This window comes from Rhizobacter sp. P5_A1, from assembly GCF_056400745.1.
Window position 1 is genome coordinate 21,918 of the sequence record NZ_JBFUKR010000024.1, and the last position, 24,642, is coordinate 46,559.

24 protein-coding genes and 1 tRNA gene are annotated in these 24,642 nt (G+C 67.8%); 13 read left to right on the top strand and 12 right to left on the bottom strand.

Translation table 11 applies throughout. The annotated features are described in order from the left end of the window. Positions 1-9 precede the first annotated feature (9 nt). The 6 genes from AC1DTW_RS21705 to AC1DTW_RS21730 all read right to left on the bottom strand — a co-directional run bounded on the left by AC1DTW_RS21705 (position 10) and on the right by AC1DTW_RS21730 (position 9,851). Entirely contained in the window at positions 10-969 is a 960-nt protein-coding gene (locus AC1DTW_RS21705) for a HupE/UreJ family protein (RefSeq protein ID WP_477983469.1), read from the bottom strand. Then, positions 966-1,829 carry a peptidyl-prolyl cis-trans isomerase gene (locus tag AC1DTW_RS21710; RefSeq protein WP_477983470.1) on the bottom strand — a complete coding sequence of 288 codons (864 nt, stop codon included), beginning with the start codon at positions 1,827-1,829 and terminating at the stop codon, positions 966-968. Before AC1DTW_RS21710 ends, AC1DTW_RS21705 begins: the two co-directional genes overlap by 4 nt. Positions 1,830-1,936: 107 nt before the next feature. Continuing rightward, positions 1,937-4,186, bottom strand: coding sequence for a hypothetical protein (locus AC1DTW_RS21715; RefSeq protein WP_477983471.1), 2,250 nt, complete (start codon positions 4,184-4,186; stop codon positions 1,937-1,939). A 107-nt stretch (positions 4,187-4,293) separates the two neighbouring features. Then, a complete protein-coding gene (locus tag AC1DTW_RS21720) occupies positions 4,294-4,740 on the bottom strand; it encodes a copper chaperone PCu(A)C (RefSeq protein WP_477983472.1) in 447 nt (148 codons plus the stop codon). A gap of 129 nt (positions 4,741-4,869) precedes the next feature. Continuing rightward, a complete protein-coding gene (locus tag AC1DTW_RS21725) occupies positions 4,870-6,006 on the bottom strand; it encodes a sensor histidine kinase (protein WP_477983473.1) in 1,137 nt (378 codons plus the stop codon). After that, on the bottom strand, positions 6,003-9,851 hold the full coding sequence (locus tag AC1DTW_RS21730; protein ID WP_477983474.1) for a PAS domain S-box protein: 3,849 nt from the start codon (positions 9,849-9,851) through the stop codon (positions 6,003-6,005). The genes AC1DTW_RS21725 and AC1DTW_RS21730 overlap by 4 nt, the downstream gene beginning before the upstream one ends. 277 nt (positions 9,852-10,128) lie before the next feature. Here AC1DTW_RS21730 and AC1DTW_RS21735 point away from each other — a divergent pair, with 277 nt between their 5' ends. Then, positions 10,129-12,486 (top strand): DUF6351 family protein, encoded by a 2,358-nt coding sequence (locus tag AC1DTW_RS21735; RefSeq protein WP_477983475.1) that lies wholly within the window; start codon positions 10,129-10,131, stop codon positions 12,484-12,486. A gap of 105 nt (positions 12,487-12,591) precedes the next feature. Next, positions 12,592-13,083: a VOC family protein gene (locus AC1DTW_RS21740; protein ID WP_477983476.1), complete on the top strand. Its 492-nt coding sequence runs from the start codon at positions 12,592-12,594 to the stop codon at positions 13,081-13,083. A 40-nt stretch (positions 13,084-13,123) separates the two neighbouring features. Here AC1DTW_RS21740 and AC1DTW_RS21745 read toward each other — a convergent pair whose 3' ends face one another. Next, positions 13,124-13,726, bottom strand: coding sequence for a BPSL1445 family SYLF domain-containing lipoprotein (locus tag AC1DTW_RS21745; RefSeq protein WP_477983477.1), 603 nt, complete (start codon positions 13,724-13,726; stop codon positions 13,124-13,126). Between the two features lie 178 nt (positions 13,727-13,904). On the opposite strand from AC1DTW_RS21745, the gene AC1DTW_RS21750 reads away from it, so the two are divergent. From AC1DTW_RS21750 to AC1DTW_RS21760, 3 genes are all read left to right on the top strand, one after another. Further along, positions 13,905-14,807 carry an aspartyl/asparaginyl beta-hydroxylase domain-containing protein gene (locus AC1DTW_RS21750; protein WP_477983478.1) on the top strand — a complete coding sequence of 301 codons (903 nt, stop codon included), beginning with the start codon at positions 13,905-13,907 and terminating at the stop codon, positions 14,805-14,807. A 73-nt stretch (positions 14,808-14,880) separates the two neighbouring features. Then, a tRNA-Ala gene (locus tag AC1DTW_RS21755) sits at positions 14,881-14,956 on the top strand. A 48-nt stretch (positions 14,957-15,004) separates the two neighbouring features. Further along, positions 15,005-15,160, top strand: coding sequence for a hypothetical protein (locus AC1DTW_RS21760; protein WP_477983479.1), 156 nt, complete (start codon positions 15,005-15,007; stop codon positions 15,158-15,160). A 101-nt stretch (positions 15,161-15,261) separates the two neighbouring features. Here the strand turns inward: AC1DTW_RS21760 and AC1DTW_RS21765 are convergent, their stop codons facing one another. Beyond that, entirely contained in the window at positions 15,262-16,437 is a 1,176-nt protein-coding gene (locus AC1DTW_RS21765) for a lysozyme inhibitor LprI family protein (protein WP_477983480.1), read from the bottom strand. A 337-nt stretch (positions 16,438-16,774) separates the two neighbouring features. Between AC1DTW_RS21765 and AC1DTW_RS21770 the strand changes: the two genes are divergently transcribed. From AC1DTW_RS21770 to AC1DTW_RS21780, 3 genes are all read left to right on the top strand, one after another. Then, positions 16,775-17,104 carry a hypothetical protein gene (locus AC1DTW_RS21770; RefSeq protein ID WP_477983481.1) on the top strand — a complete coding sequence of 110 codons (330 nt, stop codon included), beginning with the start codon at positions 16,775-16,777 and terminating at the stop codon, positions 17,102-17,104. Positions 17,105-17,361: 257 nt separating this feature from the next. Further along, positions 17,362-17,670 carry a hypothetical protein gene (locus tag AC1DTW_RS21775; protein ID WP_477983482.1) on the top strand — a complete coding sequence of 103 codons (309 nt, stop codon included), beginning with the start codon at positions 17,362-17,364 and terminating at the stop codon, positions 17,668-17,670. Then, the gene (locus AC1DTW_RS21780) at positions 17,667-17,861 is read left to right on the top strand and encodes a hypothetical protein (protein WP_477983483.1); all 195 of its coding nucleotides are present in this window, start codon (positions 17,667-17,669) and stop codon (positions 17,859-17,861) included. Before AC1DTW_RS21775 ends, AC1DTW_RS21780 begins: the two co-directional genes overlap by 4 nt. A 9-nt stretch (positions 17,862-17,870) precedes the next feature. Here the strand turns inward: AC1DTW_RS21780 and AC1DTW_RS21785 are convergent, their stop codons facing one another. The 4 genes from AC1DTW_RS21785 to AC1DTW_RS21800 all read right to left on the bottom strand — a co-directional run bounded on the left by AC1DTW_RS21785 (position 17,871) and on the right by AC1DTW_RS21800 (position 20,858). Next, entirely contained in the window at positions 17,871-18,092 is a 222-nt protein-coding gene (locus AC1DTW_RS21785; protein ID WP_477983484.1) for a hypothetical protein, read from the bottom strand. A 107-nt stretch (positions 18,093-18,199) separates the two neighbouring features. Beyond that, positions 18,200-18,376: a hypothetical protein gene (locus tag AC1DTW_RS21790; protein ID WP_477983485.1), complete on the bottom strand. Its 177-nt coding sequence runs from the start codon at positions 18,374-18,376 to the stop codon at positions 18,200-18,202. 383 nt (positions 18,377-18,759) lie between these two features. Continuing rightward, a complete protein-coding gene (locus tag AC1DTW_RS21795; protein ID WP_477983486.1) occupies positions 18,760-19,362 on the bottom strand; it encodes a DUF3667 domain-containing protein in 603 nt (200 codons plus the stop codon). Positions 19,363-19,613: 251 nt separating this feature from the next. Then, a complete protein-coding gene (locus tag AC1DTW_RS21800; RefSeq protein ID WP_477983487.1) occupies positions 19,614-20,858 on the bottom strand; it encodes an MFS transporter in 1,245 nt (414 codons plus the stop codon). A gap of 66 nt (positions 20,859-20,924) precedes the next feature. On the opposite strand from AC1DTW_RS21800, the gene AC1DTW_RS21805 reads away from it, so the two are divergent. From AC1DTW_RS21805 to AC1DTW_RS21825, 5 genes are read left to right on the top strand one after another with little or no spacing between them, the layout of a single operon-like run. Beyond that, on the top strand, positions 20,925-21,911 hold the full coding sequence (locus tag AC1DTW_RS21805; protein WP_477983488.1) for a chromate resistance protein ChrB domain-containing protein: 987 nt from the start codon (positions 20,925-20,927) through the stop codon (positions 21,909-21,911). Then, a complete protein-coding gene (locus AC1DTW_RS21810) occupies positions 21,908-23,095 on the top strand; it encodes a chromate transporter (RefSeq protein ID WP_477983489.1) in 1,188 nt (395 codons plus the stop codon). The genes AC1DTW_RS21805 and AC1DTW_RS21810 overlap by 4 nt, the downstream gene beginning before the upstream one ends. A gap of 21 nt (positions 23,096-23,116) precedes the next feature. Further along, positions 23,117-24,037, top strand: a complete 921-nt coding sequence (locus tag AC1DTW_RS21815) for a Fe-Mn family superoxide dismutase (RefSeq protein ID WP_477983490.1) — start codon at positions 23,117-23,119, stop codon at positions 24,035-24,037. After that, on the top strand, positions 24,034-24,480 hold the full coding sequence (locus AC1DTW_RS21820) for a chromate resistance protein ChrB domain-containing protein (protein WP_477983491.1): 447 nt from the start codon (positions 24,034-24,036) through the stop codon (positions 24,478-24,480). Before AC1DTW_RS21815 ends, AC1DTW_RS21820 begins: the two co-directional genes overlap by 4 nt. A 22-nt stretch (positions 24,481-24,502) precedes the next feature. Continuing rightward, on the top strand, positions 24,503-24,640 hold the full coding sequence (locus AC1DTW_RS21825; RefSeq protein ID WP_477983492.1) for a Fe-Mn family superoxide dismutase: 138 nt from the start codon (positions 24,503-24,505) through the stop codon (positions 24,638-24,640). Positions 24,641-24,642 lie beyond the last annotated feature (2 nt).

The following is a 24,642-nucleotide window of genomic DNA, read 5'->3' on the forward strand; positions in this document are numbered from 1 at the left end:
GCGCTCGCGTCAGCCGAAGATCGCGACGATGCGCAGCCAGGACCAGTACGCGGCCATCGAGCCGATGCCGTACAGAACCGGCGTGCGCGCCTGCTGCAGCCGGGGCCAGCGCGCGCACAGCCGCCACAGCAGCCACGCCGCGCCGACCGTCAGCAGCTGACCGATCTCGACGCCGACGTTGAAGGTCAGCAGCGCGATCGGCAGGTGGCTGTCGGGCAGGCCGATCTCCTTCAGCGCGCCCGCGAAGCCCAGGCCATGCACCAGCCCGAACAGGAACGCGACCAGCGCCGGCCAGCGCCGCGCGAGCGTCTCGCGCCGGTGCAGCGCCTCGCCGGCGACGAGCATGATCGACAGCGCGATCGTCGCCTCGACCGGCGGCGGCCGCAGCACCAGCCAGCCGAGCGCGCTGCTCGCGAGCGTCAGGCTGTGCGCCGCGGTGAACGCGGTGATCGTCCACAGCAGCCGGCGCCGGAAGCCGACCAGGAACAGCAGCCCGATGACGAACAGCAGGTGGTCGAAGCCGGTCAGGATGTGCTCGATGCCGAGCACCGTGTACGCCGACGCGATCTCGGCGGCACCGCGCCGGTCATCGGCCGATCCGTACAGGTGCACGGTCGGCTGGCCCGCGGTCAGCGTGTAGACGCGCGACTGGCCATCGAGCCAGAAGACCTTCACGAGTGCCGCCGAATAGCGCTTGCCGACGCCCTCGATCGACAGCACGCCCTGCAGCCCGTTCGCGCCGCAACGCAGCACGTTCGACTCGGCGCGGCAGCCCTCGGGCCAGACGGGGCTCAGGTCTTCGCTGGCCGGGCGCTTCTCGCTGGCGGTCCATTGCCACAGGAATTCGCCGTGCGAGGTCTCGCGCAGCTGCATCTCCGCCATGCTCATCTCGTGCGCGCCGGCCGCGGCGCTCAGCAACGCGAGCATGACCAGCAGCAGGGCACGCCACAGCGCGTTCGTGGCGTTCATTTCGGCGCGGCCTCGGTCTTCAGCGTGTACTTCTGCGCGAGCGCCCGCACTGCCGCGCTGCGCTGCGCCGACAGCGTCGCATCGGTCCAGTCCTGCAGCACGACGCCGCGCAGCGCTTCGAACGCGGCCGGCCGCGGCGGGGTCATCGCGTCGAGGCGGATCGCACGCCAGCCGTCGCGCGTCGGCTGGGCGCGCCATTCGCCGGCCGGCGATTCGGCCAGCGCCTTCGCGAACTCGGGGCCGTAGCTCTGCACGAGGTTCGCCTGCGGGCGGCTCTTGAAGACGCGCAGGCCCGCCTTCGCGTCGCCCGGCGTGCCGGCGTTCAAGGTGTTGACGAAGGCGCGCACGGTCGATTCCGAAGCGTCGCCGGAAAGCACCGCCTCCTGGAAGTCGAAGCGTGCGGGCTCGTCGTATTGGGCTCGGTGGCTCTCGAACCAGCCGCGCAGCAGCTTGTCGTCGAACGGCGGCAGCTTGACGTTCGCGTCGATCACGCTCAGCGCCTTGAAGATCACGCGTTCGCGGATTGCGGTGTCGCCGCGGTCGACCTGCAGCGCCAGGCCTTCGCGGTAGAGCACCTCGTTGTCGAGCCAGACGCGCCGCAACGCGCTCAGCTCGTCGGCATCGGGCTCGCGGCCGCGCGAGGCCTTGAACAGCTGCCGCGCCTCGTTGTCGACCTCGGCGCCGATCACGATCGTGCGCGGGTCGTCGCTGCGGCCGAGCACGACATGGTCGAGCGCGAACAGCACGGCGCCCAGCACGACGAAGTGCAGCAGCGGCTCGCGCAGCCACTGCGGCCAGCGTGCGCCGCGATGCGAAGGATCGGAGGAGGGGAGTGCGGAAGCCGGGAGCGTGCTGGACATGTGGATTTCAGATCATCCGAATCACCAACGAAAAATGCGCCGCGCGAGATCGCGCGGCGCCTTCGGGTGCGGTTGCCCGCGCCCGTCTTGCCTGACGTGCCTGACCTCTACTTGACGCCGGCGACGGCCGTCGAGCCCTCGACCTCGATGTAGATCGGGTTGCTGTAGAACCAGAGGTCGGCCCACGCGGCGACGTCGAACGCCGTGTACTTCACGCCATTCACGACCGGCAGGTGAGCCGGGCAGCCATCGATCGCGGCGCCGCTGTAGTTGACGCCGTTGGCCGGAACGTTGCTGCCGACCACGGTGCACGGGATCTTCAGCTTGCTCGTGTCGGAAGCGTTCGTGTACAGGTCGGCCAGCGGGTTGCCGCTGGCGTCGGTCTCGAACGGCACCGATGCCGGCAGGTTGCTGCCGCGCAGGCGGATGTACTGCGAGGCCGTGACCGCCGGGATGCGGTAGCTCATCTTCAGGAAGGCGCTGTTGTCTTCACCCGACTGCACGGTCGCCCACGGCGTCTTGCTGCTGCCGTTGAAAGTCTTGATCACCGCCGCGGTCGTGTTCCTGGCCGCGGCCGGAACCGTCGCCAGGCCGGCGGTCGTACCGTCTTCCTTCAGCCAGGCGGTGTTGCGCGGCCACTCGCCGGCGTAGTCGGCGGCGCCCGGCGTCTTGTAGCCCGAGACCATGCCGCGGATCAGGTCGACGTGGTCGAGCACCGGCATGTTCAGCGGCTGGCTCACGCCGATCTGCGCCAGCGACGGGTTCGCGAACGTGTACGGCGAGTGGTTGGCGCCGGCCGGATCGCGCAGCACGATGGCCACGACGATCTCGGCGCCCGGCTGCACGACGAGCTTCTCGCCCATCGTCGCGCAGCGCGGCGTCTCGACGTCGGTGTTCTTCGTCGCGGCGTTCACCGCGAGCGCCTCGGCCGAGGCATCCGGCCGGAAGCCGCCGCCGCCCTTGTACGAGGCGCACGCGACGAAGGCCAGGCGATCGATCAGCTGGCCGCTGGCCGCGAAGCTGTTGCCGGTGCGCAGCCCGTCGACGATGGTCTGCGGGCGCAGCTTGTCGGCGCCGTTGCGCACCATCACGTGGTCGCGCTGGTACTCGCCGGGGAAGAAGTCCTGCGTCGAGCGGCGATCGTCCGGGCCGAAGCTGCCGCGGTTGTGCCAGTCCGAGCTCGCGAAGAACCAGAAGTTGCGGCCTTCGCCGAGCAGCGCGTCCCACACGCCGCCGACCTGCGCGCCGTAGACGCCGGTGCCGCCGTAGGTCGTGCCGCCGACCGAGTCGGTCAGCACGCCGCCGATGTTGTTGCGCTTGGGCGAGTACTCGCCGCGGCTCGACGACGCACCGTGGCCCGGTTGCGTCTCGAAGCCGAACGCGACCTTCGGCGCCACATTGTTGAAGTCGCGCAGGTGCTCGACGTTGTAGCCGTTGTTGCCATCGGGATTGAACGGGCCGGCGCGCTCCAGGTGGGCCGGGACGTAGTAGCTGCCGGTCGGGTGGTACGCGGTCATCCACTTCACCGCCTCGACCGTCTTCAGGTGGCCTTTCGTGCCGTTGCCCGCACCGCTGGCGGGCAGGAGCTTCTGCGCGGTCGCGTTCCAGCTGACATCCGCCGCGCTGTTGCTGCCGGGCACGGCGCAATTCCAGTTGTTGCCGATCGCCGAGCCGGTGACGTTGCCGCGGCTCTTGTCGGTGTCGCCGCGGTCGAAGCAGTACGACCATTGCGCCAGCGCGTTCGCGTTGCCGAGCGCGGTGTAGCCGGCGCTCGTCGGCAGCGTGGCCGAATCGAGCGAGGCCGGCATCTGACCGGTGATCACCGACATCGACGTGTGCTCGTGGCCGGCGACGACCGACTCCATGCCGATGAACAGCGGCTGGCTTTTCTGCGCCGAGAGGTACTCGATCAGCGGGTACTGGAACTCCTGGATCGATTGCCAGCGCCACATGTTGCCGTTGCCGCCGACACCGCCGCCATCGCCCTTGATGTTCTCGGCGCCGATGCTGTTCGCCCAGGTGGTCGTCGGGCCCTTGCCGGTGACTACGGGATAGGCCGGCGTGCTCAGGCTCGCGTCTTCGACCAGCGTGCAGTTGCGGTTGCCGTTGCCGCCGTGCCCGGCCTGCACGAACCAGTCCAGGCCGAAGGTGCCGTCGTCCTTGCCGGTGGCCTTCTTGACCAGCTTCTGCATCGAGATCGAGCCGTCCGAGCAGGTCGTGTGGTTGTGGAAGTCGCCGGTCACGTACTGACCGGGCGTCTTGCCGGCCGCGGTCGCGATCGTCGGCGATGTGCCGAGGGCACCGATGGCAGCGATCGCCGCGAGGGCGATCTGGTTCTTGCTGAGGGCGAGCTTCATCGAAGGTTGTCCTTGGTGTTGTGGTGTCGAGGCGGTAGGCCTTGGGGGCCGGGCTCGGACGATGCTAGGCAGCGTCGATGACGGGGTCGTGACGCGAAGAAGAGGCGTCAGGCGTTGCGCTCGTAGTCGACATCGATGTCCGCCGCGACGGTGCCGCCTCTTTCGAAGACGAGCGTCAGCGGGTAGCTGCAGCCGAGCTGCAGCGGGTAGCGCAGGCCGGTGAGCCGGATGAAGCGGCCGGCTTCGCTGAGCACGGTCTCGCGCCCGGGTGGGATCGCGAGATCGATCGCGCCGCGCGCGCCCGTGCCGCCCATCTCGGCATCGCGCGCCACCGGTGTCTCGACCCCGATCAGGCGATCGGCCAGCGTCACGTCGTCGAAGGTCATGCACAGCAGCGCGACCGTGTCGCCGTCGGCCGTGGCACGGGTCCACGGTTTATAGACGCGCAGGTTCGTCGTGAAGAACTCGCAGGCGCGCGCCGCGGGGATCAAGAGCGGCAGGCTCGCGGCGAAGCCGGCGCGCAGCAGCGCGCGCCGGTGAATCGAACGGTTCATTCTCGGACCCTGAATGGCGAGACCGCAGTCCCGGGGTGCGCAGGCAGGACCGGCGCATGACCAGGCACGCTAGCGGCGCCGCATGAAAGCCCGATGACAAGGCACGGCGCGCCGCCGCGCCGCGCGCGCCTACGCCGCCGTCGACGGGGTCGGCGACGGCGGCCCGGCCGCGGCGAGGCTGAAGAAGAAGCTCGCGCCGCGGCCCGGCGCCGCCTCGGCCCAGATGCGTCCGCCGTGACGCTGCACGATGCGTTGCACGATCGACAGGCCGACGCCGCTGCCTTCGAACTCATCGGCCCGGTGAAAGCGCTGGAACGCATCGAACAGGCGCTGTGCATGGGCCATGTCGAAGCCCGGCCCGTTGTCCCGAACGAAGAAGACCTGTTCGCCGCCATCGGCCTGGCAGCCCACTTCGATCACCGCGTGTTCCGTAGCGCGCGTGAACTTGAAGGCGTTCGACAGCAGGTTGACGAACAGCTGCCGCAGCAGCGAGGCGTCGGCCGTAGTGCGGGGCAGTGCGCCCAGTTGCAGCGACGCGTGCCGCTGCGGTTGCTCCTGGCGCAGGTCGTCGGCGATGCTTTGCACCAGTGCCGCGACGTCCACGCTTTGCAGTTGCAGGACCTGCCGCCCGACCTGCGACAGCCGCATCAGCGCGTCGATGAGGTCGGACATGCGCTGCGCAGAGCGCTCGATGTGAGTCAGCCAGTCGCGCTGTTCGGCCGGAACCCGCGGGCCGAGCTCGTTCGCCAGCAGCGCCGAGAATCCGAGCACGACGTTCAGCGGTGCGCGCAGGTCGTGCGACGCCGAGCGCGTGAAGGCGTCGAGCTCGCGGTTGGTCGTCTCGAGTTCGGCCGCGTGCTCGCGCACGCGCCGTTCCAGCGCCGCGTTCTCGACCCGCAAGCGGCGCATCGTCAGGCCGCGGCTGAGCACCGGCAAGATGGCGCTGAGCTTGAACGGCTTGAGGATGTAGTCGAGCGCGCCGGACTGCATGGCCTCGACGGCGGAGCCGATCGTGCCTTCGCCGGTCATGATGATGCCGACCAGGATCGGGTCGATCGCCAGCGCCGCGCGCAGCAGATCGATCCCGTTCATCCCCGGCATCATCAGGTCGGCGAGCAGCAGGTCGTACGGCGCGCGCCGCAGCTCGAGCAAGGCGGCTTCGCCATCGGCGCAGCCGTGGACCTCGTAGCCCTGATCCTCGAGCGTGTCGCACAAGGCGCGCATCTGCGCCGCCTCGTCGTCGACGATCAGCAGCCGCGCGGTCACGCGATCTCCCGGGTCGTCGAACCGGCCTCGCCATCGCCGGCGCTGCGCAGCGTCAGCTCGGCCAGCACAGCCCGCACCTCGCGCAACTTCGGCGGCTTGCTGAGCACGCGGTCCACGTGCATCGGGGTCTCGCCGTCGGTCAGTAGCCGCTGCCCCCAGCCGGTGAGCAGGATGACCGGTGTCGCCGCCGAGCTTGTCTTCACGGCACTGGCCACCTTGCGCCCGTCGATGTGCGGCATGCCCAGGTCGGTGATGACGGCGTCGAAGGCTTCATCCGCTCGGCGCGGTGCGCGGAAGGCGTCGATGCCGGCCTGGCCGCCGTTCGCGGCGACAACGACATGGCCGTCGAGCTCGAGCGTGTCGCACAGCGACTTGAGCATCACCGGGTCGTCGTCGACGATCAGCACGCGCAGCCGGGACGTGGGTGCCTTGGGTGCCGACGCGCTCCGCTCGCTCGGCTCGGTCGCCGGAACCGGGAAGCTCAGGCGCACGGTCGTGCCGCTGCCGACGTGGCTGTCGATCTCGATCTCCGCGCCGTGCCGCTGTGCGATGCCGTAGACCATCGCCAGCCCGAGGCCGGTGCCGCGCTCGCCCTTGGTCGTGAAGAACGGCTCCAGGCAGCGGCGCCGCGTGTCCTCGTCCATGCCGACACCGGTGTCGGTCACTTCCAGGACCGCGTACCGCGCCGCCGCCGGGTCGCCCGGCTCGCCGGCGCAGTGCGTGCGCAGCCGCAGGACGCCGCCGTCGGGCATTGCGTCCACCGCGTTGAAGACCAGGTTGATCAACGCTTCGCGGACCTCGCTCTCGACGCCCAGCACGGCCGGGAGGTCCGGCGCCAGCTCGGTCTCGAGGCGGACGACGGCGCCGCGCTGCTGGGGCATGTCGCTCCAGCGCGCCTCGGTCAGATCGATCACCTGCTGCACCAGCGGGTTCAGCCGCAGCGAGATGGCCTGCAGCTGGGGCTCGCGCTGGCGGTAGAACTCGCGCATGCGGGCGACCGTCGCGGCCACGTCGTCGATGGCGCGGGCGATCGTCACCAGGTAGCCGCGTCCGCGTTCGCTCAGGCCGGGTTCGCGCTCCAGCAGGCTCTCGCTGTACAGCGCGATCGGCGAGATCGCGTTGTTGATGTCGTGCGCGATGCCGCTGGCCATCTGGCCCAGCGCGCGCAGGCGTTCCTGCTGCATCACGGTCTGCTGGCTCTGGCGCAGATCGTCGTACGCCTGGCGCAGCGCGCCGTGCAGTTCGGCCTGCTGGGCCGCCAGCGCCACGTGCGCGCTCAGCTGGCGCAGGAACTCGCAGTCGCCGCTGTCGAAGGCCTGCGGCAGGCGGCGCGCGACCACCAGGATGCCGAACACGCGGCTTTCGGATTGCAGCGGCGCGACGACCAGCGAGCGCAGCCCGCCGCGCGCGAGCCGCTGCGGAAACGGGAATGCGATCTCGCGCACGTCCGGCTCGTAGACCAGCTCGCCGCGCACGCAGTGCGAGAGCCCGTTGCGGTCGATCTCGATGCGCGAGTGCTCGTCCATCGCGAGCTCCAGCGCCAGCGTCCGGCTGTGGGCACCGACGCGAATGACCGTCAGCGAATTGGCCACCGCGTCATGCTGGAGGACGCAGCCGAAGTCCACCGGCAGCCGTTCTTCCAGGCTGCGGATCGCGACCTGGTAGATGCTTTGCAGGTCCTGCCGCTCGCCGATGGCGCGGGTGATCTGGTCCAGCAGCGTCATGCGCTCCAGCTGCGCCTGCAGGCGCGCCTGCGCGAGCTTGCGATCCGTGATGTCGCGCACGAAGGCGCTGAAGCTCGGGTTCGCGCCGTCCCCGATCGGCGTGATGGACAGATCGATCGGAAACTCCCGACCGTCGCGATGCAGCGCGGTGAGTTCGATGCGCTTGTTCAACACCGTCGCTTCGCCGGTCGCGAGGTAGCGCTCCAGGCCACGCCGATGGTCCTCGCGGTGCTGCGCCGGGATGATCGTCTGCGCCAGGAAGCGCCCGATGGCCTCTTCGCGCGTCCAGCCGAAGGTGGTCTCGGCCTGCGGGCTCCAGCCGGTGATGGCGCCTGCGCCATCCATCGTGACCACGGCGTCGAGCGCGGTGTCGACGATCAGGCGCGTGCGTTCCTCGCTAGCCCGCAGCTCCTGCTCGGACTGCTTCTGGTCGGTGACGTCCTGCAGCGTGCTGAACCATCGCATCCGGCCGTTGGCATCGACGGCACCCGGAATGGGTTCGATCACCTGGCGCACATGGATCCATTCGCCATCGACGCGCCGCAGCCGGTACTCGACGTCCTTGCGGGTGCCATCGACGCCGGCCGCGATGCTCGTGCTGCGAAACGTCGAACGGTCGTCCGGGTGCAGCAGGCTCATCCACTCGCGCGTGCTTTGCGGCATCTGCGCCGGCTCGGCCCCGACCAGCGGCGGCAAGGTGTCGGACCAGGTCTCGAACGACCCGTCGGGCCGCGTGATGACGTGCCCGAGCTTCGTCATCACATGGGCGCGGTGCAACGCGGCGTCGCGCTCGCGCAGCTCGCGGTCCATGCGCACGCGCTCGGCCATCTCGGCCCGCAGGTCTTGCGTGGTCTGCGTCAGCTCGGCGGTGCGCAGCTGCACTTGCCGATCGAGCTGGTCGCGCGACTGCCGCAGTGCCGCGTCCTGCTGCTGGATGCGCTCGGCCATGGCATTGAAGCTGGCACCGAAGCGCCCGAGTTCGTCGCCGCGCAGATTCGGCACACGGGCCGCGAGATCGCCGGCCCCGATCGAGCTGACAGCCCGGCCGAGCGCGCGCACCGGCTGAAGAATGTTGGCGGCGAATGCGAGACCGACGATGGCTGCGAGGGCGATGATGCCGACGGCCAGCCACACCCGCTCGCGCATCGCCGCGGCGATCTGGGCCACGAGCGCGGCCTCGGGAACCATGTAGAACACGGTCCACGGCACCGTCTCGAAGCGGCGCGCGACACCGTAGCTCCAGGACTGATTGACGGGCGCAAAGCCGCGGAACACGCCCAGGTCGGGCGCCGTCGCGCGGGCGCGATCGAACTGCTCGGGGAATGCCCGCACGTCTTCCAGCAATGCGCGCGTGCGCGCCCCGAACCGGCCTTCGGCGACGAGCCGGCCGAGCGTCGCCGGATCGAGCTTTCCTCCCGGGTGAAACACGATGTCGTCGCTGTAGGTGTGGGCGATGCGAATGCCTTCGCGGTCGAACAGCACGGCGAAGCTGTCGGGGCCGGCCAGCGCGTTGGAGGCCTTGACGGTGTTCCACAGCGCCGTGGCACGCACCCACAGCACGGCGACGCAGGCCACCTGGCGGTCGGGCCCGAGCATCGGCGTCATGTAGGCGATCGTCGGGACCGATCCGCTGCGCGGCGACGAGACGAAGATGTCGGACACGATCGCGCGCCCCTGCAAAGCCGCGCGCGCCACCGGGCGATCGGAAACGTCGACCCCGATCAGCGGCGCCTCCGTGGCGATGACGATGCGGCCGGTGCCGTCGAGCAGCGCCGCGCCGCGTATGCCGGCGTCGCTTGCCGGGTAGGCGGAAAGAAGGCCGAGCATCGCGGCCTGATGCGTCGCACGGCGCTCCGGCGTTTCGGCGCAGTAGGCCGCGGATTCGGGGAACCGTGCGATCCGGTCGACCGAGCGCTGGTAGCCGCGATGGAAGCCGTCGAGCTCGTGCACGATCTGGTCGCCGCGCGCTTCGAGGAGCCCCTTCACGTTGTCCAGCAGCCGGGCCTGGTCGTGGCGCAGATCGATGGTGGCCCAGATCGCGAGCGGCAGCAGCGAGGCCGCGATCAGCAGCGCTGCCATCTTGGCCCGCAGTGGCCAGTTCGCGAATCGGAACGCCGTCATCCGTGCATCCTCATCCTCCACCTGCAAGCGAAACCACGACCGGAGCCACGCGCAGGGCGCTCACAGGATAGCGGGTTACCGCGAGTCGCATGAGGTGACCGCGGGCCGGCGCGTGCCGCGGATTCGCTCGGGGCAATCCCGCTGGTGCCTGCCGCAGGGCCGGCGTAGCCTGGGTCGCGAGCCGGATGCCGCGCACGCCCCACCAGGGCGCTGCGCGCACCGGCTTCGCCGTACGGCAAACAACAAAGGGCCATCAGCGCCCGCAGGAGACAACGTGATGAAACGATGGACTTCCATGGCCGCGCTCGCGGCCGTTACGGTGCTGCTCGCCGCCTGTGGCGGCGGCGGTGGTGCGGAGCAGAGTGGCCCCACCGTGACGGCGCTGCGCGTCACCCCGGCCGACCCGGCGATGACGGTGCAGCTGCGCGTGCTGTCGAGCCCGGCGCAGTACGTGTCGGGCGGCGATGCGCGCATCGAGGTGCGCGCGGCCGAAGGGCTGCACGACAAGCTCGAGCTCTGGCTCAACGGGCAGCGTCTCGACGTGGCGCTGCAATCCAGGCCCGGCCGCCTCGAAGGCGTGGTCAGCGGGCTGGTCGTCGGCGCCAACATGCTCGAGGTACGGCACCGCAGCGGCGGCGTGCGCGACAGCATCGCGCTGACCAACCACCCCATCACCGGGCCGATGTTCAGCGGCGAGCAGCAGACGCCGTTCGTCTGCACGACGATCCAGGGCGCGGTCGGCAGGCAGCCGCTGGTCGACACGCCGACGGCGCCGGGCTACAAGGTCACGAATGCGCAAGGTGCGTTGATCGGCTACAGCCGCAACTGCTCGATCGACACCTTCGTCGGCTACCAGTACCGCAACAGCGCCGGGGCGCTGCGGCCGTTGCCCGCCGACGGCAGCCGCCCCGCGGACATGAGCACGACGACATTGGCCGACGGCCGCACGGTCGACTTCATCGTGCGCCGCGAGATCGGCTCGATCAACCGTTTCCTGTACAGCATCGCGATGCTGGCGCCGCTCGGCGAGAGCACGACGCAGCCCGACCTCAGCCTGTGGAACGGCAAGCTGCTGTACTGGTTCCAGGGCGGTGTCGCGATCGGTCACAGCCAGGGCACGGTGCACGGCGGTTCGATGAACCTCGACATCCTCGGCCAGGGCTACGCGATCGTCCATTCGAGCGGCAACAACACCGGCACGCACTACAACATGACGCTCGCCGGCGAAACCGCGATGATGACCAAGGAGCGCTTCATCGAGCGCTATGGCGTGCCGAGCTACACCGTCGGGCTCGGCGGCTCGGGCGGTGCGATCCAGCAGTACCTGATCGCGCAGAACCAGCCCGGCGTGCTCGACGCGCTGCTGCCGGTGCAGTCGTATCCCGACATGGTCACGCAGACCATCCACGTCGGCGACTGCGAGCTGCTCGAGCACTACATGGACGCGACCGACCGCACCAATGCGAAGTGGCGCGTCACGAAGAACCGCAGCTGGCTGGTCGGCATGAACGCCGAAGAGGGGCCGCTCGGCAACGTCAACGACCCGCTCGCCGCGGCCAAGACGGCGCTCGGCTACAGCACCGCGATCGGCTCGACCGAGTGCGTGAAGTCGTGGCGCGGCCTCTCGCCGCTGGCGATGAACCCGTGGTACGGCCAGGCACCGAATCAGCAGCTCTACGAACCGCAGAGCGCGATCGCGGCGATCCGCTGGACGCACTACGACGACCTGCGCAACGTCTATGGCGTCGACGCGACCGGGGCCGCGCGCCCGACCTGGGACAACGTCGGCGTGCAATACGGCCTGAAGTCGCTGCAGGCCGGCAAGATCACGCCGGCCGAGTTCGTGCACCTGAACTGGCATGTCGGCGGCTGGAAGCACCCGAGCGAGATGGTCCAGGAAGGCTTTCCGTTCCTCGGCGCGTTCAGCCCCGCGACCTTCGACCCCTGGAGCCGTCGCAACATGCGCCTGAGCCCGGCCGCCGACCAGCCGGCACCGCGCACCGCCGGCGACCCGCTGGCGATGCACGCGGCCTACACCAGCGGCCATGTGTTCGACGGCAAGCTCGATGTGCCGGCGATCGACCATCGCCAGTACCTGGAACGCGAGCTCGACATGCACAACGTGCACCAGTCGTTCGCGTCGCGCCAGCGCATCCTGAACCGCGGCGGCCACGTGGCGAACCAGGTCATCTGGTTCACCGATACAACGCCCGGCGTGCCGAAGGCGAGCCAGACGCTGCAGGCGCTGGCGGTGATGGACGAGTGGATGACCAACATCCAGGCCAACCCGGCCAGGAGCATCGCCGACAACAAGCCGGCGGCGGCGGTCGACAGCTGCTTCGACCTGCAGGGCCAGCTGATCCAGGCCGGCGCCGGCGTCTGGGACGGCATCCTCGACACCAAGCCCGCGGGCGCCTGCACCCAGGCCTTCAAGCTGTACGGCACCGCACGCACCGTCGCGGGCGCGCCGATCGAGGGCGGCATCTACAGCTGCGCACTGAAATCGCTCGACACGGCGGTCTCCGACGGCACCTATGGCGCCTGGGTGCCGAGCGCGGCCGACCTTGCCAAGCTCAAGCAGATCTTCCCGCAGGGCGTCTGCAACTACAGCCTTCCCGACCGGGCACGGAACTGATCGCAGCGCAGCCGCGTCGATCTCGACGCGGCTCGTTCGTCGTCTCGATGACGGCGCACGCGCCGCCATTTCTCTTTTCTGTCACACAGTCACAGGAGACGCGCGATGACGATGCAGAAGATCACCCCCTTTCTCTGGTATTCCCGTGAAGCGGAGGAGGCTGCGGCCTTCTACGCGGCCACGTTCCCCGACTCGCGCGTGACGCGGGTCACGTCACTGCCGACCGAGTCGCCGAGCGGCCCGGCGGGCTCGGTGAAGGTCGTCGAGTTCCTGTTGTTCGGGCAGGCCTTTGTCGCGATGAGTGCCGGCCCGCTCGATCCGTTCAACCACGCGGTGTCGTTCGTCGTGAACTGCGACGACCAGGCCGAGATCGACCGCTACTGGAACGCGCTGCTCGCGAACGGCGGCACGGCCGAGCAATGCGGCTGGCTGCGCGATCGCTACGGCCTCGCGTGGCAGATCGTGCCGAAGGTGATGGCCGAGATGATGGCCGCCCCGGATCGCGCGAAGGCCAAGCGCGCGGCCGACGCGATGATGAAGATGGTCAAGTTCGACATCGCGGCGCTCGAGGCCGCGTATTCGGGCCCCGCGAAGTAGGCCGCGCCGGGCGCGGCCCCCGCGGCCGCGAGCGAGCGACCTATTCGACGCGCGTGACCTTGGTGCCCTCGAGCGTCAGGTTCGCCATCAAGCCGGCGTTGGTCATCACGAACGCAACCGCCGGCGCGCCCGCGGCGTTGACGTCGACCGCGCCGTTCGCCCCGAGCTTGAGCATCGCGACCGAGGCGTCGACGCCGCCGGCCCAGCCCGGGCCGGTGCGGAACTTGTCGAGCGCGTCCTGCGTCATGAACAGGAAGATCAGCGCCTTCGACTGCGCGCCGATTTGCCAGCCGAACGAGGCCGTCGTCGTGCGGTAGTAGCCGTCGACCGCGCCGCCGACGCGCAGCTCGCCCTCGCCGTATTCGCCGCCGACGACGAAGCCCGCGGCGAACACGCGCGGGAAGACCAGCACGCCGCGCGCCTTCGCGACGAGCTCGCGGCTGCCGGGCGTGGTCTCGTAGAGCCGATTCAATGTCGCGCGATAGCCGTCGTCGATCTCGCGGCGCGTGTCGGCACTGAATTTCCCCGTTCCGAGCGCCGGATCGCCCGAGCGCGCCTTGCTCGTGCTGGCCGTTGACGAGCACCCGCCCACGACGAGCGACGCGGCGATTGCGGCACCGAGTACAAGATGGGTGTAGCCCATGATTTCCTCCATTGGACTTGCCAGCGGTGACCGGCAATCGGCATGCCCGGAACGGGCGGAGCCTGGGAGTGCGGCGCCGCGCCGACGCGCTGAGCCAGCCCGGGAGGCCGGCCCCTGGCGAGCGAAGCCCGTTTGTTTGTTTTACAGTGGCCGGCCCCGGCCTCGATGTGTGCCTTGAATGCTGAAATGGTCCGTGCTCGTGATGTTCGCGATGGCGATCACCTTCGTGCATCTGCGCGGTGCGGTGCGCCATGCGTGGTTCAAGCAGGTGTTCGATCACTCGGCACTGCTGGCGCCGCTCAACGTGCTGATGTACCTCTTCTCGCGCGTGCCGACCAGCCCGTACGTGCCGGTCGACAGCATCGCCGGCCTGCGCGAGCTGGAGGCGCACTGGGAAGAAATCCGTGACGAAGCGCAGGCGCTGGCCAGCCTGCGCCGCATCCGGGCGGCCGAGCGCAACGACGACGCCGGCTTCAATTCGTTCTTCAAGGAAGGCTGGAAGCGCTTCTACCTGAAGTGGTACGAAGAGCGCCCGCCCTCGGCCGAGCGCTACTGCCCGCGCACCGTCGAGCTGCTGCAGCGCGTGCCGGCGATCAAGGCCGCGCTGTTTGCCGAGCTGCCGCGTGGCTCGAAGCTGAACCGACACCGCGACCCGTACGCCGGATCGCTGCGCTACCACCTCGGCCTGGCAACGCCGAACGACGATCGCTGCTGCATCTGGGTCGACAACCAGCCCTACAGCTGGCGTGACGGCCAGGGCGTGATCTTCGACGAGACCTACATCCACTGGGTCCGCAACGACACCGACGAAGACCGGCTCATCCTGCTGTGCGACGTCGAGCGGCCGCTGCGCTTTCGGTGGATGCAATGGCTCAACCGGGGCTTCTCGCGCTACGTGATGAGCGAGGCCGCATCGGCCAACGAGCCCGGCGATCGCAGCGGCCTGATCGGCCGCCTGTTCTGGCTCTCGCACCTGGCGGGTCAGTACCGGCGGCGCTTCAAGCGCTGGAGCCCGGTGAGCTACCAGCTCGTGCGTGCGATGCTGGTCATCGGCGTGGTGGCCGGGCTGATCGCGCTCTGACCTGCGGTTGCCGAATGGATTCCGCCGCGGTCGGCCCGAGGGGCGCCAAGTTTGCTAAACTGGCGCTCGATGTGGGGGGGTAGCTCAGCTGGGAGAGCGTCGCGTTCGCAATGCGAAGGTCGGGAGTTCGATCCTCCTCCTCTCCACCACTCGTACCAAGGGCCCGCCGGTGAGCGGGCCCTTTCTTTTTGGGCCGCATGACCTTCGCACTACGGTCGCTCTATGCCCGTTGGGCCGCAAAGCCAGCCACCGGGACGATGCAGTACGTGTTCTGCAACCGCATCGGCGAACCGGTGGACACGACGAATTTCACCAAGCGGGTCTGGTACCCCTGCTGCGCCATCTCGGCCTGACCCCGCGACGTCCCTACTCGAGTTTCGACATGCATTTCAATGCTGTGGCGGGGGCTCGTGTGGTCAGTGCGTCTGAGGTTGCCTGGCACCTGGCAAGCGCTTTAGGGAAAGGTTCGCGGTAGGCAGCCGATGGCCTTGGCGGTCTCGACCTGCTGGTACGCGCCCTTCCGCACGCCATCAACGCCGAAATGCTGCACTTGTTCCTTGGCGAGGGATGCCCGCGTGATGAAATCCTCTCTCAGGTAGCCGCATCTTGGGTCCGAAGGGGCGATCGAGAAGCCTGCGCGAGCCAAGACACCGACCGGATCCGCGTACTTCGCCATCTCCACCTGATAGGCTTTCCTGCTTGCGTCCTGACCCTCGCGCAAGATCTTGTTGAGCGCTGCAACCTCCTCCTTGGTCGGCAAGACGGCCACCAGGGGTTCACAGCTGACACGCTCGTCCTGCATCCACGGCGACGGTTGGGCGGTCGCGGTGGTTACACGGCGCCCCTTCTCCAACACGAAGACGCGTGAGGTCTCGGAGTCGGGAAGCATGAACAACTCGGACAGTGGTGCGCCCTCGCGGCCAATGACAAGGTCGTAGTTGCGCGTGACGCCGGGCCTCGTGGCGCTCGCACACCGAACCTTCAGCATCGCGGCCGCCAGATCGGTCCGGTTGGACACGGTGAACAAGGGCATCGCGGGGTTGAGGGTGCCCATCTCCACCGTGATGCCGCTCGCAGTGTGTGCCGGCAGCGGGTACTCGTTTCGAGAATCCCCATAAATGGGAGGCACCGGCGTCTGCGAGGCCTGCTGCGAATCAGTTGAAGCTGGGGTGGGCGATGCTGGCGAACTCGGCGCCTTCGCGGCGGAAGGTTTGTCCGCAGCGACCGGGGGCTGACCGGCGACCAGTTTCTCCAGGTCGTGGCCGTTGGCGGCAACTTGCGGAATGTCCGCGGCATTGAATCCGCTGCGCTCCAGTGTCGTGCGCAGAGTCATGCTCTGCTGCCAGCTCGACAGCGCGATGCACTGTTCGTCCTTGCACCAGTTGCGATCCTCGCGCAGCCACTTCCGCTGCGCGCTGATCGCGGAATCCCGCTCAATGCCTGCGAACTGCAGTCGGCGCGCGTACAGCTTGGCAACTTCGTCGTCGAGCGCACTGAGCACGGGAGACTGGCAGATGGCCTTCTCGACTGGCGTCGTCGCCTTTGCACAATCGAAACTCGCCGCTTGCGCCGCCGGGACCAAGAGGATCCCTACGATTTGGCCGAGCCAAGCACTGGACCGCTGCTTCAAGTTCCTACCCTCCGAATGATGGACGCCTATACGGGCACCTCCGGTATGTTGTCGGCAGCTGACGCGACGGCTTTAGGTTGCCGTGCTCGACAGGCCGAACCAGGATATGTTCAGACGACCAACTTTTGTGGACCGCCCGGCTCGCTGATGGGCGCAGGCGATACGTCGCTTCCGGTCGCTCACACACAGAGGTGCGTTAGTGCGAATGTCCGATGGGTGACCTTGAACGCCAGCCCGAGGTTGGGGTGCCACGGACAGCTCTCGCTGCAGACTGGCTACACGTCGGCGTGCCCCGACCGTCGCCTCAGGGTCGGTATCGAGCATCGAGCAGCCGTCAGTGCGCGAGCTGTGGCTGCAAAGGAGCACTGAGCTGACCTTCGTCTTCGAATGCCTGCTGCAAGCAGCCCTTTGTGCTCTGGAGGGCTCAGGCGCCACGCTCGCGAAGCTGGCCGAGACGTTCCTCACCGCGTCGATCTATTCACGCAATGCGTCGTCGCCCATCCTCGGCCAACTCACCCGATTATTCAGAGAGCACACTCTCACCGCCGAATTCATCGACCTCCTTGGAGAATTCGCCTTCGTCCTCGACACCGTGGGCCGCAAACGGGCGCGCTGGCTTTCCACGGCCGTCGGAGTGCAAGCGGCAGCATGGACGCGGCGGGCTTAGAAGAACCAGTTGAACGCAAAGAAGCCCGCGAGCAGCAGGACGCCGAAGAAGAGGCCGGTTGCCCCATGGCGCAGTGTGGTCGCAGCCAAGCTCATGACATGAGCTGCCTCGAAAGCGGCGCAAGTCGGCAAGCGCCGCGCCTTCTCCTACAGGCACGGCGCACCTTCGCCACCGGGCAGCAGGCGCTTGGCCCACATGAGATGGCGCGCCAGGGGCGCAGTGTCGGGGCCTAGAAGCGATGACCTATCGGATCCCACATGAACAAAGCCTACTTCTCCAGTTACCGAGGTTGCGCCATCACCGCGCGATGCAGTGAAGTGCACACCTCAAGCGACCTGGCCGAGCTCGAAGCGCTTCCGTCGGTATGGGCGACGCGCTTCATGGCCAGCTTCTCGGTCAAGCCTGCCGACGCCAGTGAAGGCTGGCAGCAATTTCCGATGGATCAGTTCTGCACCCGTGATCACGCCGCGAAGAATGCGATGGCCATCGCGCGGCACGCGATCGACGACAGACTCGCCAGGCGTGAACCTCTTCGGGACAACTCGCGCCGGGGCGGTACCAGATGAGCACGCCCCTTCAGATGGGAAGTTTCTACCGCGAACGACTGACGGCTCTTGATACGGAGCGGCGCCTGCTGATCGCCTCCATCGAGGATGAGAAGCGCATGGGAAGGCCCACGGAGCGCCTCGAGGCGGAACTCGCTGGCAAGCAACGCGAGACCGACGCCTTCCGCACGTACCTTTCGGCGCTTCCATAGCCGACGCACTCAAAGCCGCGTGAACGTCACCATGTCCACATACCGCCTGCCGGTCTGACTCTCAACGTGCCGGAATCCGACCGTTAGAACTCCCTGTCGCGCCATGTGCTCGATCACGCGGACCTCCACTGCGAAGTCCTCCCATGCCTCCAGTTCGTCAGTCTTTCCGTTGAATCTGATCGTGCCCGTGTGGCCGGGTGCAGTGGCGTCGTAGGTATCCTGGGCGAGCATCGGATCTCCAAATGGCGGGCCATCGTATTCGCTAACCGGGGAACTTGGTCCAAAGCGGCGGGCGATCCGGCGTGATTGCGTCCCAACTCCAGGCGGTGACGGGCCGGTCACTCCTCCTCCGGGGGCCTCTCATCGAACTCCGCCTGTGCCATCTCGATGGGGTCGCTGTTGCTGTTGCTGGCAAATAGCTCGCGAGCAAACTGACGGAGATGCTCGGGGTCAGCCTGCGAACCCAGACGGCCCATCGTCATCACGAATGCATCAACCCATTCGGCTTCGGTCATCGTTGCCTCGCGTCTGTGGCCGGCACCTACCGCGCCACAGGGACTACTGAAGGGGCGACATATGCGCGCAGCACAAATGAACAGCCCGCCAGCGGGGTTAACCGGAGACGGGCTGCAGTCACCTTCAAGCCTTTCGAATCGCATTACCGGGTCCCCTTTGCAGAGTCCCTTTCACGCCTTCCGTTTTGCCTTCAGATGGCACGATTAGTTTATGCCTCTGCGCAGAAAGCAAGGGCCGCATTGATACGCGGTTAGGGGCTTTCACGCGATGGACCACGCGTCGCCAAGTCGAACTCCCGACCCTAAACAGGCATCGGGGTTCTGCGGGTGCGGCGAGTTGCGTGTCTTGGGATATTCCGCCCGGTACCGCGGTCGGATGCTGATCACTTCGCTGCCTGTGTCGCCACGATGAGGATGCCGATGATCAGCGCGTGCCCGATGGCGGCCACGAACATCCCCTTCAGCCACGAGCGCCAGCGCGCACCCACGTAGAACTGCGACGCGGCCCAGCCGAAGTAGACATACCAGACGCCCCAGAATCCGGCGTTCTGCCAGAACGTCGGAGCCGAGGTCGAGTTCAGCAGCGCGATCGGCACGACGATGATCAGCGCGACAGCCCGCACGCTCAGTGCGTAGGCCACCAGCACCATATGCTCCGGCAGCGTCAGGCCCGCGTCGCGGAACATCAATGCGCAGGCGCCACCCAACAGCGGCAACTGCGCCAGCAGCACCAGGTTGAAGTGCTGCTGCAGCACGGTGGCCGGGGTCGACACGTCCTGCGACAACACCTGGAAGTTCGACAACTTAAGTACCAGCGCCACGAACCCCACCAGCACGGCCAGTGTGGCGAACGGTCCGTAGTACCGGCGCCGCCGGCCCTCGACATATTCGCGCGCGATGCCGCCGGGTCGCGTCAGCAGGGCCCATGCGAACATCAGCGGCCCGCGTTCGACATTCACGAACGCCTGCATCAGGTCGCGCGTCATGTCGGCGAACGAGAGGCGGGTAGTGTCCGTGCGCTGGCTGCAGCGAGGGCAGAAGCGCGCCGTCGCGGGAATCGTGGACTCGCAGTTCAGGCAGCGACGCTCGGCCATCGCGCGACGATGCCACACAACCAGCGAACGGTCATCCGTGCGTGGATGAATGGTTCGACTCGCCGCTGGCCCCATCGCCGTACACCGAGTGCATCGGCGTGGGCATCCTCCTCAAAGCCAAAGAGCCGCGACGGACAGCACTCTCACTGCTCCTGAATCCGATTCAGCCGCATGGCGCGCCACAGTGCGAGGTCATAGGCGATCTTCAGCACCCCGCAACCGATCAACGGAAGCGAGAACCAGCCGGCTGCGAACAGCGCGCCGCTCAATGTCGGGCTCAGCGCGGCCGCGAGACTGCGCGGCACGGCCGTGAAACTGGCCGCCGCCGCGCGTTCCGCCGGCGTGACCACCGCCATCACGTAGGCCGTGCGCGTGGGCACGTCCATCTGCGACAAGGCGCTGCGCACGAACAAGAGACCGAGCACCAACGGCAGGTTGGGCGCGAGCGCGGCCAGCACCAGACAGACGTTGGCCGGGATGTGCGTGAACACCATCGTGTTCAGCAGCCCGATGCGCTGAGCGACCAGCGGCGCCGCAAGCTGGGACGCAGCGCTGAGCAGGCCGGCCCAGAAGAAGAACACACCGGCTTGCGCCAGCGAGAGCCCGAAGCGCTCGAGCAGCCACAGCGACAGCAGCGCGTTGACCACCAGCCCACCGGCAAACGCGTCGACGCTGAACAGCGCGGCCAATCGCACGACGATGCCGCGTGACGGGCCGAGCGCGGCGGTCGGCGGCGGCTCATCCGTGCCTCTCTCGCCCGCCGGCAGGCGACGGTAGAGCCAGAACACCATCAGACCGAGTGCGCCGTAGACGAGGAACATGCCGCGCAGCGCGTCGAGGCGTGCGAAGCCAGCGATTCGGGCCAGCCAGTCCGGCACCGCGGCGACGAGCGCGCCGAGCGATGCGCACAAGGCCCCGATCACGCTGTAGCGCGCAAACAGCGCGGTCCGCGCGGCGCCTTGGGCCGCCGCGGCGAGACGTGCATGCTCGAGCGGCAGGAACACGCTCACGTCACCCGAACTGGGATTGAGCGTGCCGACGAAGGCGACGATCAGCAAGGGCCAGAACGAGGCCAGGCCGGCAAATCCGACGCCCGTTGCCAGCATCAGCAGCGCGGCACCACGCAGCAGGCGGCGCCCGACGAAGCGGTGTCCCCAGGCGCCGACCGCGAGCGTGGCCAGTGCCGATCCCAGCATCGTCGCCGTGCTGACGATGCCGACCTCCAGCGTGCCCAAGCCGATCGAGAGCAGATACGCCGGCAGCAGCAATGCCATGTAGCCATCGGCGAACGCGCGCAATCCGCGCGCCACGAGCAGGGGCAGGGCGCCCGCGTCGGCGCCGTGGGGCAAGAGCAGCCGGGCGATCGCCCCGCGCGTCGACGAGTTCATCGAGTCCCCACCGGGCATGTGGTCGAGATTATATTGCTTACTCTACATCAATGTATGATTCTCTACATGGACCTTTCGACTCCCCCGTGGCTTCTGCTGATCGTCTCGCTCCCGACCGCGAGCGCGACCGGGCGCATGCGCATCTGGCGAGCACTCAAGGCCTTGGGCTGCATGGCACTGCGCGATGGCGCGTACCTGCTGCCCACGCAGGCGGACCACGAGCAGGCCCTGCAGGAACTCGCCGACGAGTGCATTCGTGAAGGAGGCAGCGCGTGGCTGATGACCGTGCAGCCCCGCTCGGCCGATGAAGCTGCCACCTACCGGCAACTGTTCGACCGCAGCGAGGACTACGCCGAACTGCGCAAGACCTGGAAAGAGGCGAACCGCGGCCTCGCGTCGTTGGCCGCGCCCGAGCTTGCCCGGCTGCAGCGAAAGCTGCAGCGCGAGTTCGACGCCGTACGGGCAATCGACTTCTTCCCCGGCGAAGCGGGCGTGGAGGCCGAGGCGGCCTGGACGGACTTCGGCAAGCGCATCGACAGCCTGTTGTCGCCGGACGAACCGCACGAGACCCGGGGCCAGATTCCGCGACTCGATGACGGGAAGTACCAGGGCCGCACCTGGGCCACACGTCGTCGCTTGTGGGTCGACCGGGTGGCCAGCGCCTGGCTCATCCGCCGCTTCATCGACCGCGACGCGCGATTCCGCTGGCTGGACAGGCCCTCGGATTGCCCGAAGAGCGCGCTCGGCTTCGACTTCGACGGCGCGACGTTCACGCACGTCGGCGATCGCGTCACGTTCGAGACGCTGATGGCCAGCTTCGGCCTGGAAGAAGACTTGGCGCTGCTGCGCCTTGCGACGATCGTGCATGCGCTGGATGTCGGCGGCGAACCCGTCCCGGAGGCCAAGGGCTTCGAGGCCGTGATGGCCGGTGCCCGCGAACGCTTGACTGATGACAACGCGCTGCTCGACGAGATGAGCACGGTTCTCGATTCGCTGTACGCACATTTTCTGCGTGAAGCCCAACGTGGCAACGACAAAGGGAACACACGATGACCGACGCGAGCTCCGCTGTGGAAGCTTCCCCGCAACCCAGCTACTCCCTTTGGCAGCTCGTGCGCTACATGCTTGCGCTGGGCACCTGGGGCTTCGGCGGTCCGGTGGCGCTGGTCGGCTACATGTACCGCGACCTGGTCGAGAAGCGGCACTGGATCTCGGAGAGCGACTACAAGGAGGGCATGGCGCTCGCGCAGCTGATGCCGGGCCCGCTGGCGGCGCAGCTCGCGATCTACCTCGGTTACGTGCACTACCGCGTGCGCGGCGCGACGCTGGTCGGCCTGGCGTTCGTGCTGCCGTCGTTCGCGATGGTCGTGGCCATCGGCGCGGTCTATAGCGCCTATGGCGGCATCGGCTGGATGCAGGCCGTGTTCTACGGCGTCGGTGCGGCGGTGATCGGCATCATCGCGATGAGCGCCTACAAGCTCACCACGAAGAACATCGGCAAGGACAAGCTCCTGTGGGCGATCTTCCTCGTCAGCGCGGCGGTGACGGTCATCACCAAGTCCGAGATTGTCTGGATCTTTTTCGGCGCCGGCGTGCTGGTCTGGCTGGTGCGCGCGCCGCCAAAGTCGTGGTTCGGCGGGACGGCGAACAGCGTCGCGGCACCGCTCGTGGCCTTCTTCGCCATCGATGCCATCGACTGGCACAAGCTCGGCCAGATCGGTGCGTACTTCGCGTATGCCGGCAGCTTCGTGTTCGGCAGCGGGCTGGCGATCGTGCCGTTTCTGTATGGCGGGGTGGTTCAGGAATACCACTGGCTCAATGACCGGCAGTTCGTGGATGCCGTGGCGGTGGCGATGATCACGCCCGGCCCGGTCGTCATCACCACCGGCTTCATCGGCTACCTGGTCGCGGGCTTCTGGGGCTCAGTGGTCGCGGCGGCCGGCACCTTCGTGCCTTGCTACCTCTTCACCATCCTGCCGGCGCCGTACTTCAAGAAGCATGGCAAGCGCCCGGGCATCGTCGCCTTCGTCGACGGAGTCACGGCCGCCGCGATCGGCGCGATCACCGGAGCGGTGATCGTCATCGGCCAGCGCTCCATCACCGACTGGGTCACCGCCGCAATCGCGCTCGTCACGGTCGGCGTGCTGTGGCGCTTCAAGAAGCTCCCCGAACCGATCGTCGTCGTCGTCGCTGCAGTGCTGGGCCTGGTGCTGCAGCCCCTGATGGCCCACACCTGAACACCCCCGAAGGAGAACACCATGGATCTGCAAATGAAGCCGCTGACACTCGACCTCGGCAAGCTCGATGGCCTGTCGCAGAAACTGATTGCGAGCCACCACGAGAACAACTACGCCGGTGCGGTGAAGCGGCTGGCCGCCATCCGCCAACAACTGCGCGAGCTCGACTGGGGCAGCGCACCCGTCTTCGTCATCAACGGCCTGAAGCGCGAAGAGCTGGTCGCCGCCAACTCCGCGTTCCTGCACGAGCTGTACTTCGATGCGCTGGGCGGTGATGGCGTGCTGCCGTCGTGCGGGCTCTCGATCGCATTGACGCGCGACTTCGGCTCGGTAGACCGTTGGCGAGCCGAGTTCACGGCGCTGGCCAAGGCGATGGGTGGCGGCTCGGGCTGGGCGATCCTCGCGTGGTCGTCGCGCGAAGGGCGGCTGATCAACCACTGGGCCGCCGATCACACGAACCTGCTGGCCGGTGCGACACCGGTGCTCGCGCTCGACATGTACGAGCACTCCTACCACATGGACTTCGGCGCCAAGGCGGCCGCCTATGTCGATGCCTTCATGAAGAACATCCGCTGGGATGCGGTGTATCGCCGCTATGGCGCGGCGGTGGCGGGGGACGCGGTGCCGCTCGGCGTCGGCATTGCTGCACTCGAGAAGGAAACGCAGCGCGTGATCGATGTCCGGCGTGCCGAAGACTTTGCGGCGGCGAGCGACATGGTAGCGGGCGCAGCGTGGTGCGACCCGGCGCAGGTCGATCAGTGGAGCGCCGAGATCGACGCCGCCAAACCGGTGTTCGTGTACTGCCTCAAGGGAATGGACATCGGCCGCTCGACGGCGCTGGCGCTGCGAGCGCGCGGTTTCGATGTGCGCTATCTCACCGGCGGCATCGAAGCGTGGAAGGCGGCCGGCAAGCCGCTGCAACCCAAAGGAGCTTCATCATGAAGTGGGTCACCCGCGAACGCCCGAAGATCGACCGCATCGCCTGCCCTTGGCTGATCGCACGCTTCATCGACAAGGAGCCGGAGTTCCTGTACGTGCCGGCGAACCAGGTGCTGAAGGTCGCGGCTGAGACAGGTGCGGTTCCTTACGACATTCCCGGCGTCGAAATGACGCACGACGGCGAACTGTGCAGCTTCGACGCTTTCATCAAGAAACACGAACTGAAGGATCCCGCGCTGGATCAACTGGCCATGATCGTGCGCGGAGCCGACACCTCGCGCCTCGACCTGACGCCGCAATCGGCCGGGCTCTACGCCATCTCGCTCGGCTTGTCACACCGATTCAAGGACGACCACGAGATGCTGAAGCACGGTCTGGTGATGTACGACGCGTTGTACGCCTGGTGCCAATCGTGCCAGGCCGAGAGTCACAGGAGATCCGCATGATCAATGAACGCTGCCGATCCTCGTGATGGACATGTACGAGCACGCCTGCCAGATGGACTACGGCGCCGCGGCGGCGAAGTACATCGATGCGTTCTTCCAGAACGTGAACTGGGAGAAGGTGAACGCGCGGCTCGGCGCCGCCGGCGCCACGAAAGCCTGACC

What these genes read in the sequence shown, in the direction of transcription:
- AC1DTW_RS21705 (WP_477983469.1), bottom strand. Translation starts at nt 969, where the DNA reads ATGAACGCCACGAACGCGCTGTGGCGTGCCCTGCTGCTGGTCATGCTC.
- AC1DTW_RS21710 (WP_477983470.1), bottom strand. Translation starts at nt 1,829, where the DNA reads ATGTCCAGCACGCTCCCGGCTTCCGCACTCCCCTCCTCCGATCCTTCG.
- AC1DTW_RS21715 (WP_477983471.1), bottom strand. Translation starts at nt 4,186, where the DNA reads ATGAAGCTCGCCCTCAGCAAGAACCAGATCGCCCTCGCGGCGATCGCT.
- AC1DTW_RS21720 (WP_477983472.1), bottom strand. Translation starts at nt 4,740, where the DNA reads ATGAACCGTTCGATTCACCGGCGCGCGCTGCTGCGCGCCGGCTTCGCC.
- AC1DTW_RS21730 (WP_477983474.1), bottom strand. Translation starts at nt 9,851, where the DNA reads ATGACGGCGTTCCGATTCGCGAACTGGCCACTGCGGGCCAAGATGGCA.
- AC1DTW_RS21735 (WP_477983475.1), top strand. Translation starts at nt 10,129, where the DNA reads ATGAAACGATGGACTTCCATGGCCGCGCTCGCGGCCGTTACGGTGCTG.
- AC1DTW_RS21740 (WP_477983476.1), top strand. Translation starts at nt 12,592, where the DNA reads ATGACGATGCAGAAGATCACCCCCTTTCTCTGGTATTCCCGTGAAGCG.
- AC1DTW_RS21745 (WP_477983477.1), bottom strand. Translation starts at nt 13,726, where the DNA reads ATGGGCTACACCCATCTTGTACTCGGTGCCGCAATCGCCGCGTCGCTC.
- AC1DTW_RS21750 (WP_477983478.1), top strand. Translation starts at nt 13,905, where the DNA reads ATGCTGAAATGGTCCGTGCTCGTGATGTTCGCGATGGCGATCACCTTC.
- AC1DTW_RS21760 (WP_477983479.1), top strand. Translation starts at nt 15,005, where the DNA reads ATGACCTTCGCACTACGGTCGCTCTATGCCCGTTGGGCCGCAAAGCCA.
- AC1DTW_RS21775 (WP_477983482.1), top strand. Translation starts at nt 17,362, where the DNA reads ATGAACAAAGCCTACTTCTCCAGTTACCGAGGTTGCGCCATCACCGCG.
- AC1DTW_RS21780 (WP_477983483.1), top strand. Translation starts at nt 17,667, where the DNA reads ATGAGCACGCCCCTTCAGATGGGAAGTTTCTACCGCGAACGACTGACG.
- AC1DTW_RS21785 (WP_477983484.1), bottom strand. Translation starts at nt 18,092, where the DNA reads ATGCTCGCCCAGGATACCTACGACGCCACTGCACCCGGCCACACGGGC.
- AC1DTW_RS21790 (WP_477983485.1), bottom strand. Translation starts at nt 18,376, where the DNA reads ATGACCGAAGCCGAATGGGTTGATGCATTCGTGATGACGATGGGCCGT.
- AC1DTW_RS21795 (WP_477983486.1), bottom strand. Translation starts at nt 19,362, where the DNA reads ATGACGCGCGACCTGATGCAGGCGTTCGTGAATGTCGAACGCGGGCCG.
- AC1DTW_RS21800 (WP_477983487.1), bottom strand. Translation starts at nt 20,858, where the DNA reads ATGAACTCGTCGACGCGCGGGGCGATCGCCCGGCTGCTCTTGCCCCAC.
- AC1DTW_RS21805 (WP_477983488.1), top strand. Translation starts at nt 20,925, where the DNA reads ATGGACCTTTCGACTCCCCCGTGGCTTCTGCTGATCGTCTCGCTCCCG.
- AC1DTW_RS21810 (WP_477983489.1), top strand. Translation starts at nt 21,908, where the DNA reads ATGACCGACGCGAGCTCCGCTGTGGAAGCTTCCCCGCAACCCAGCTAC.
- AC1DTW_RS21815 (WP_477983490.1), top strand. Translation starts at nt 23,117, where the DNA reads ATGGATCTGCAAATGAAGCCGCTGACACTCGACCTCGGCAAGCTCGAT.
- AC1DTW_RS21820 (WP_477983491.1), top strand. Translation starts at nt 24,034, where the DNA reads ATGAAGTGGGTCACCCGCGAACGCCCGAAGATCGACCGCATCGCCTGC.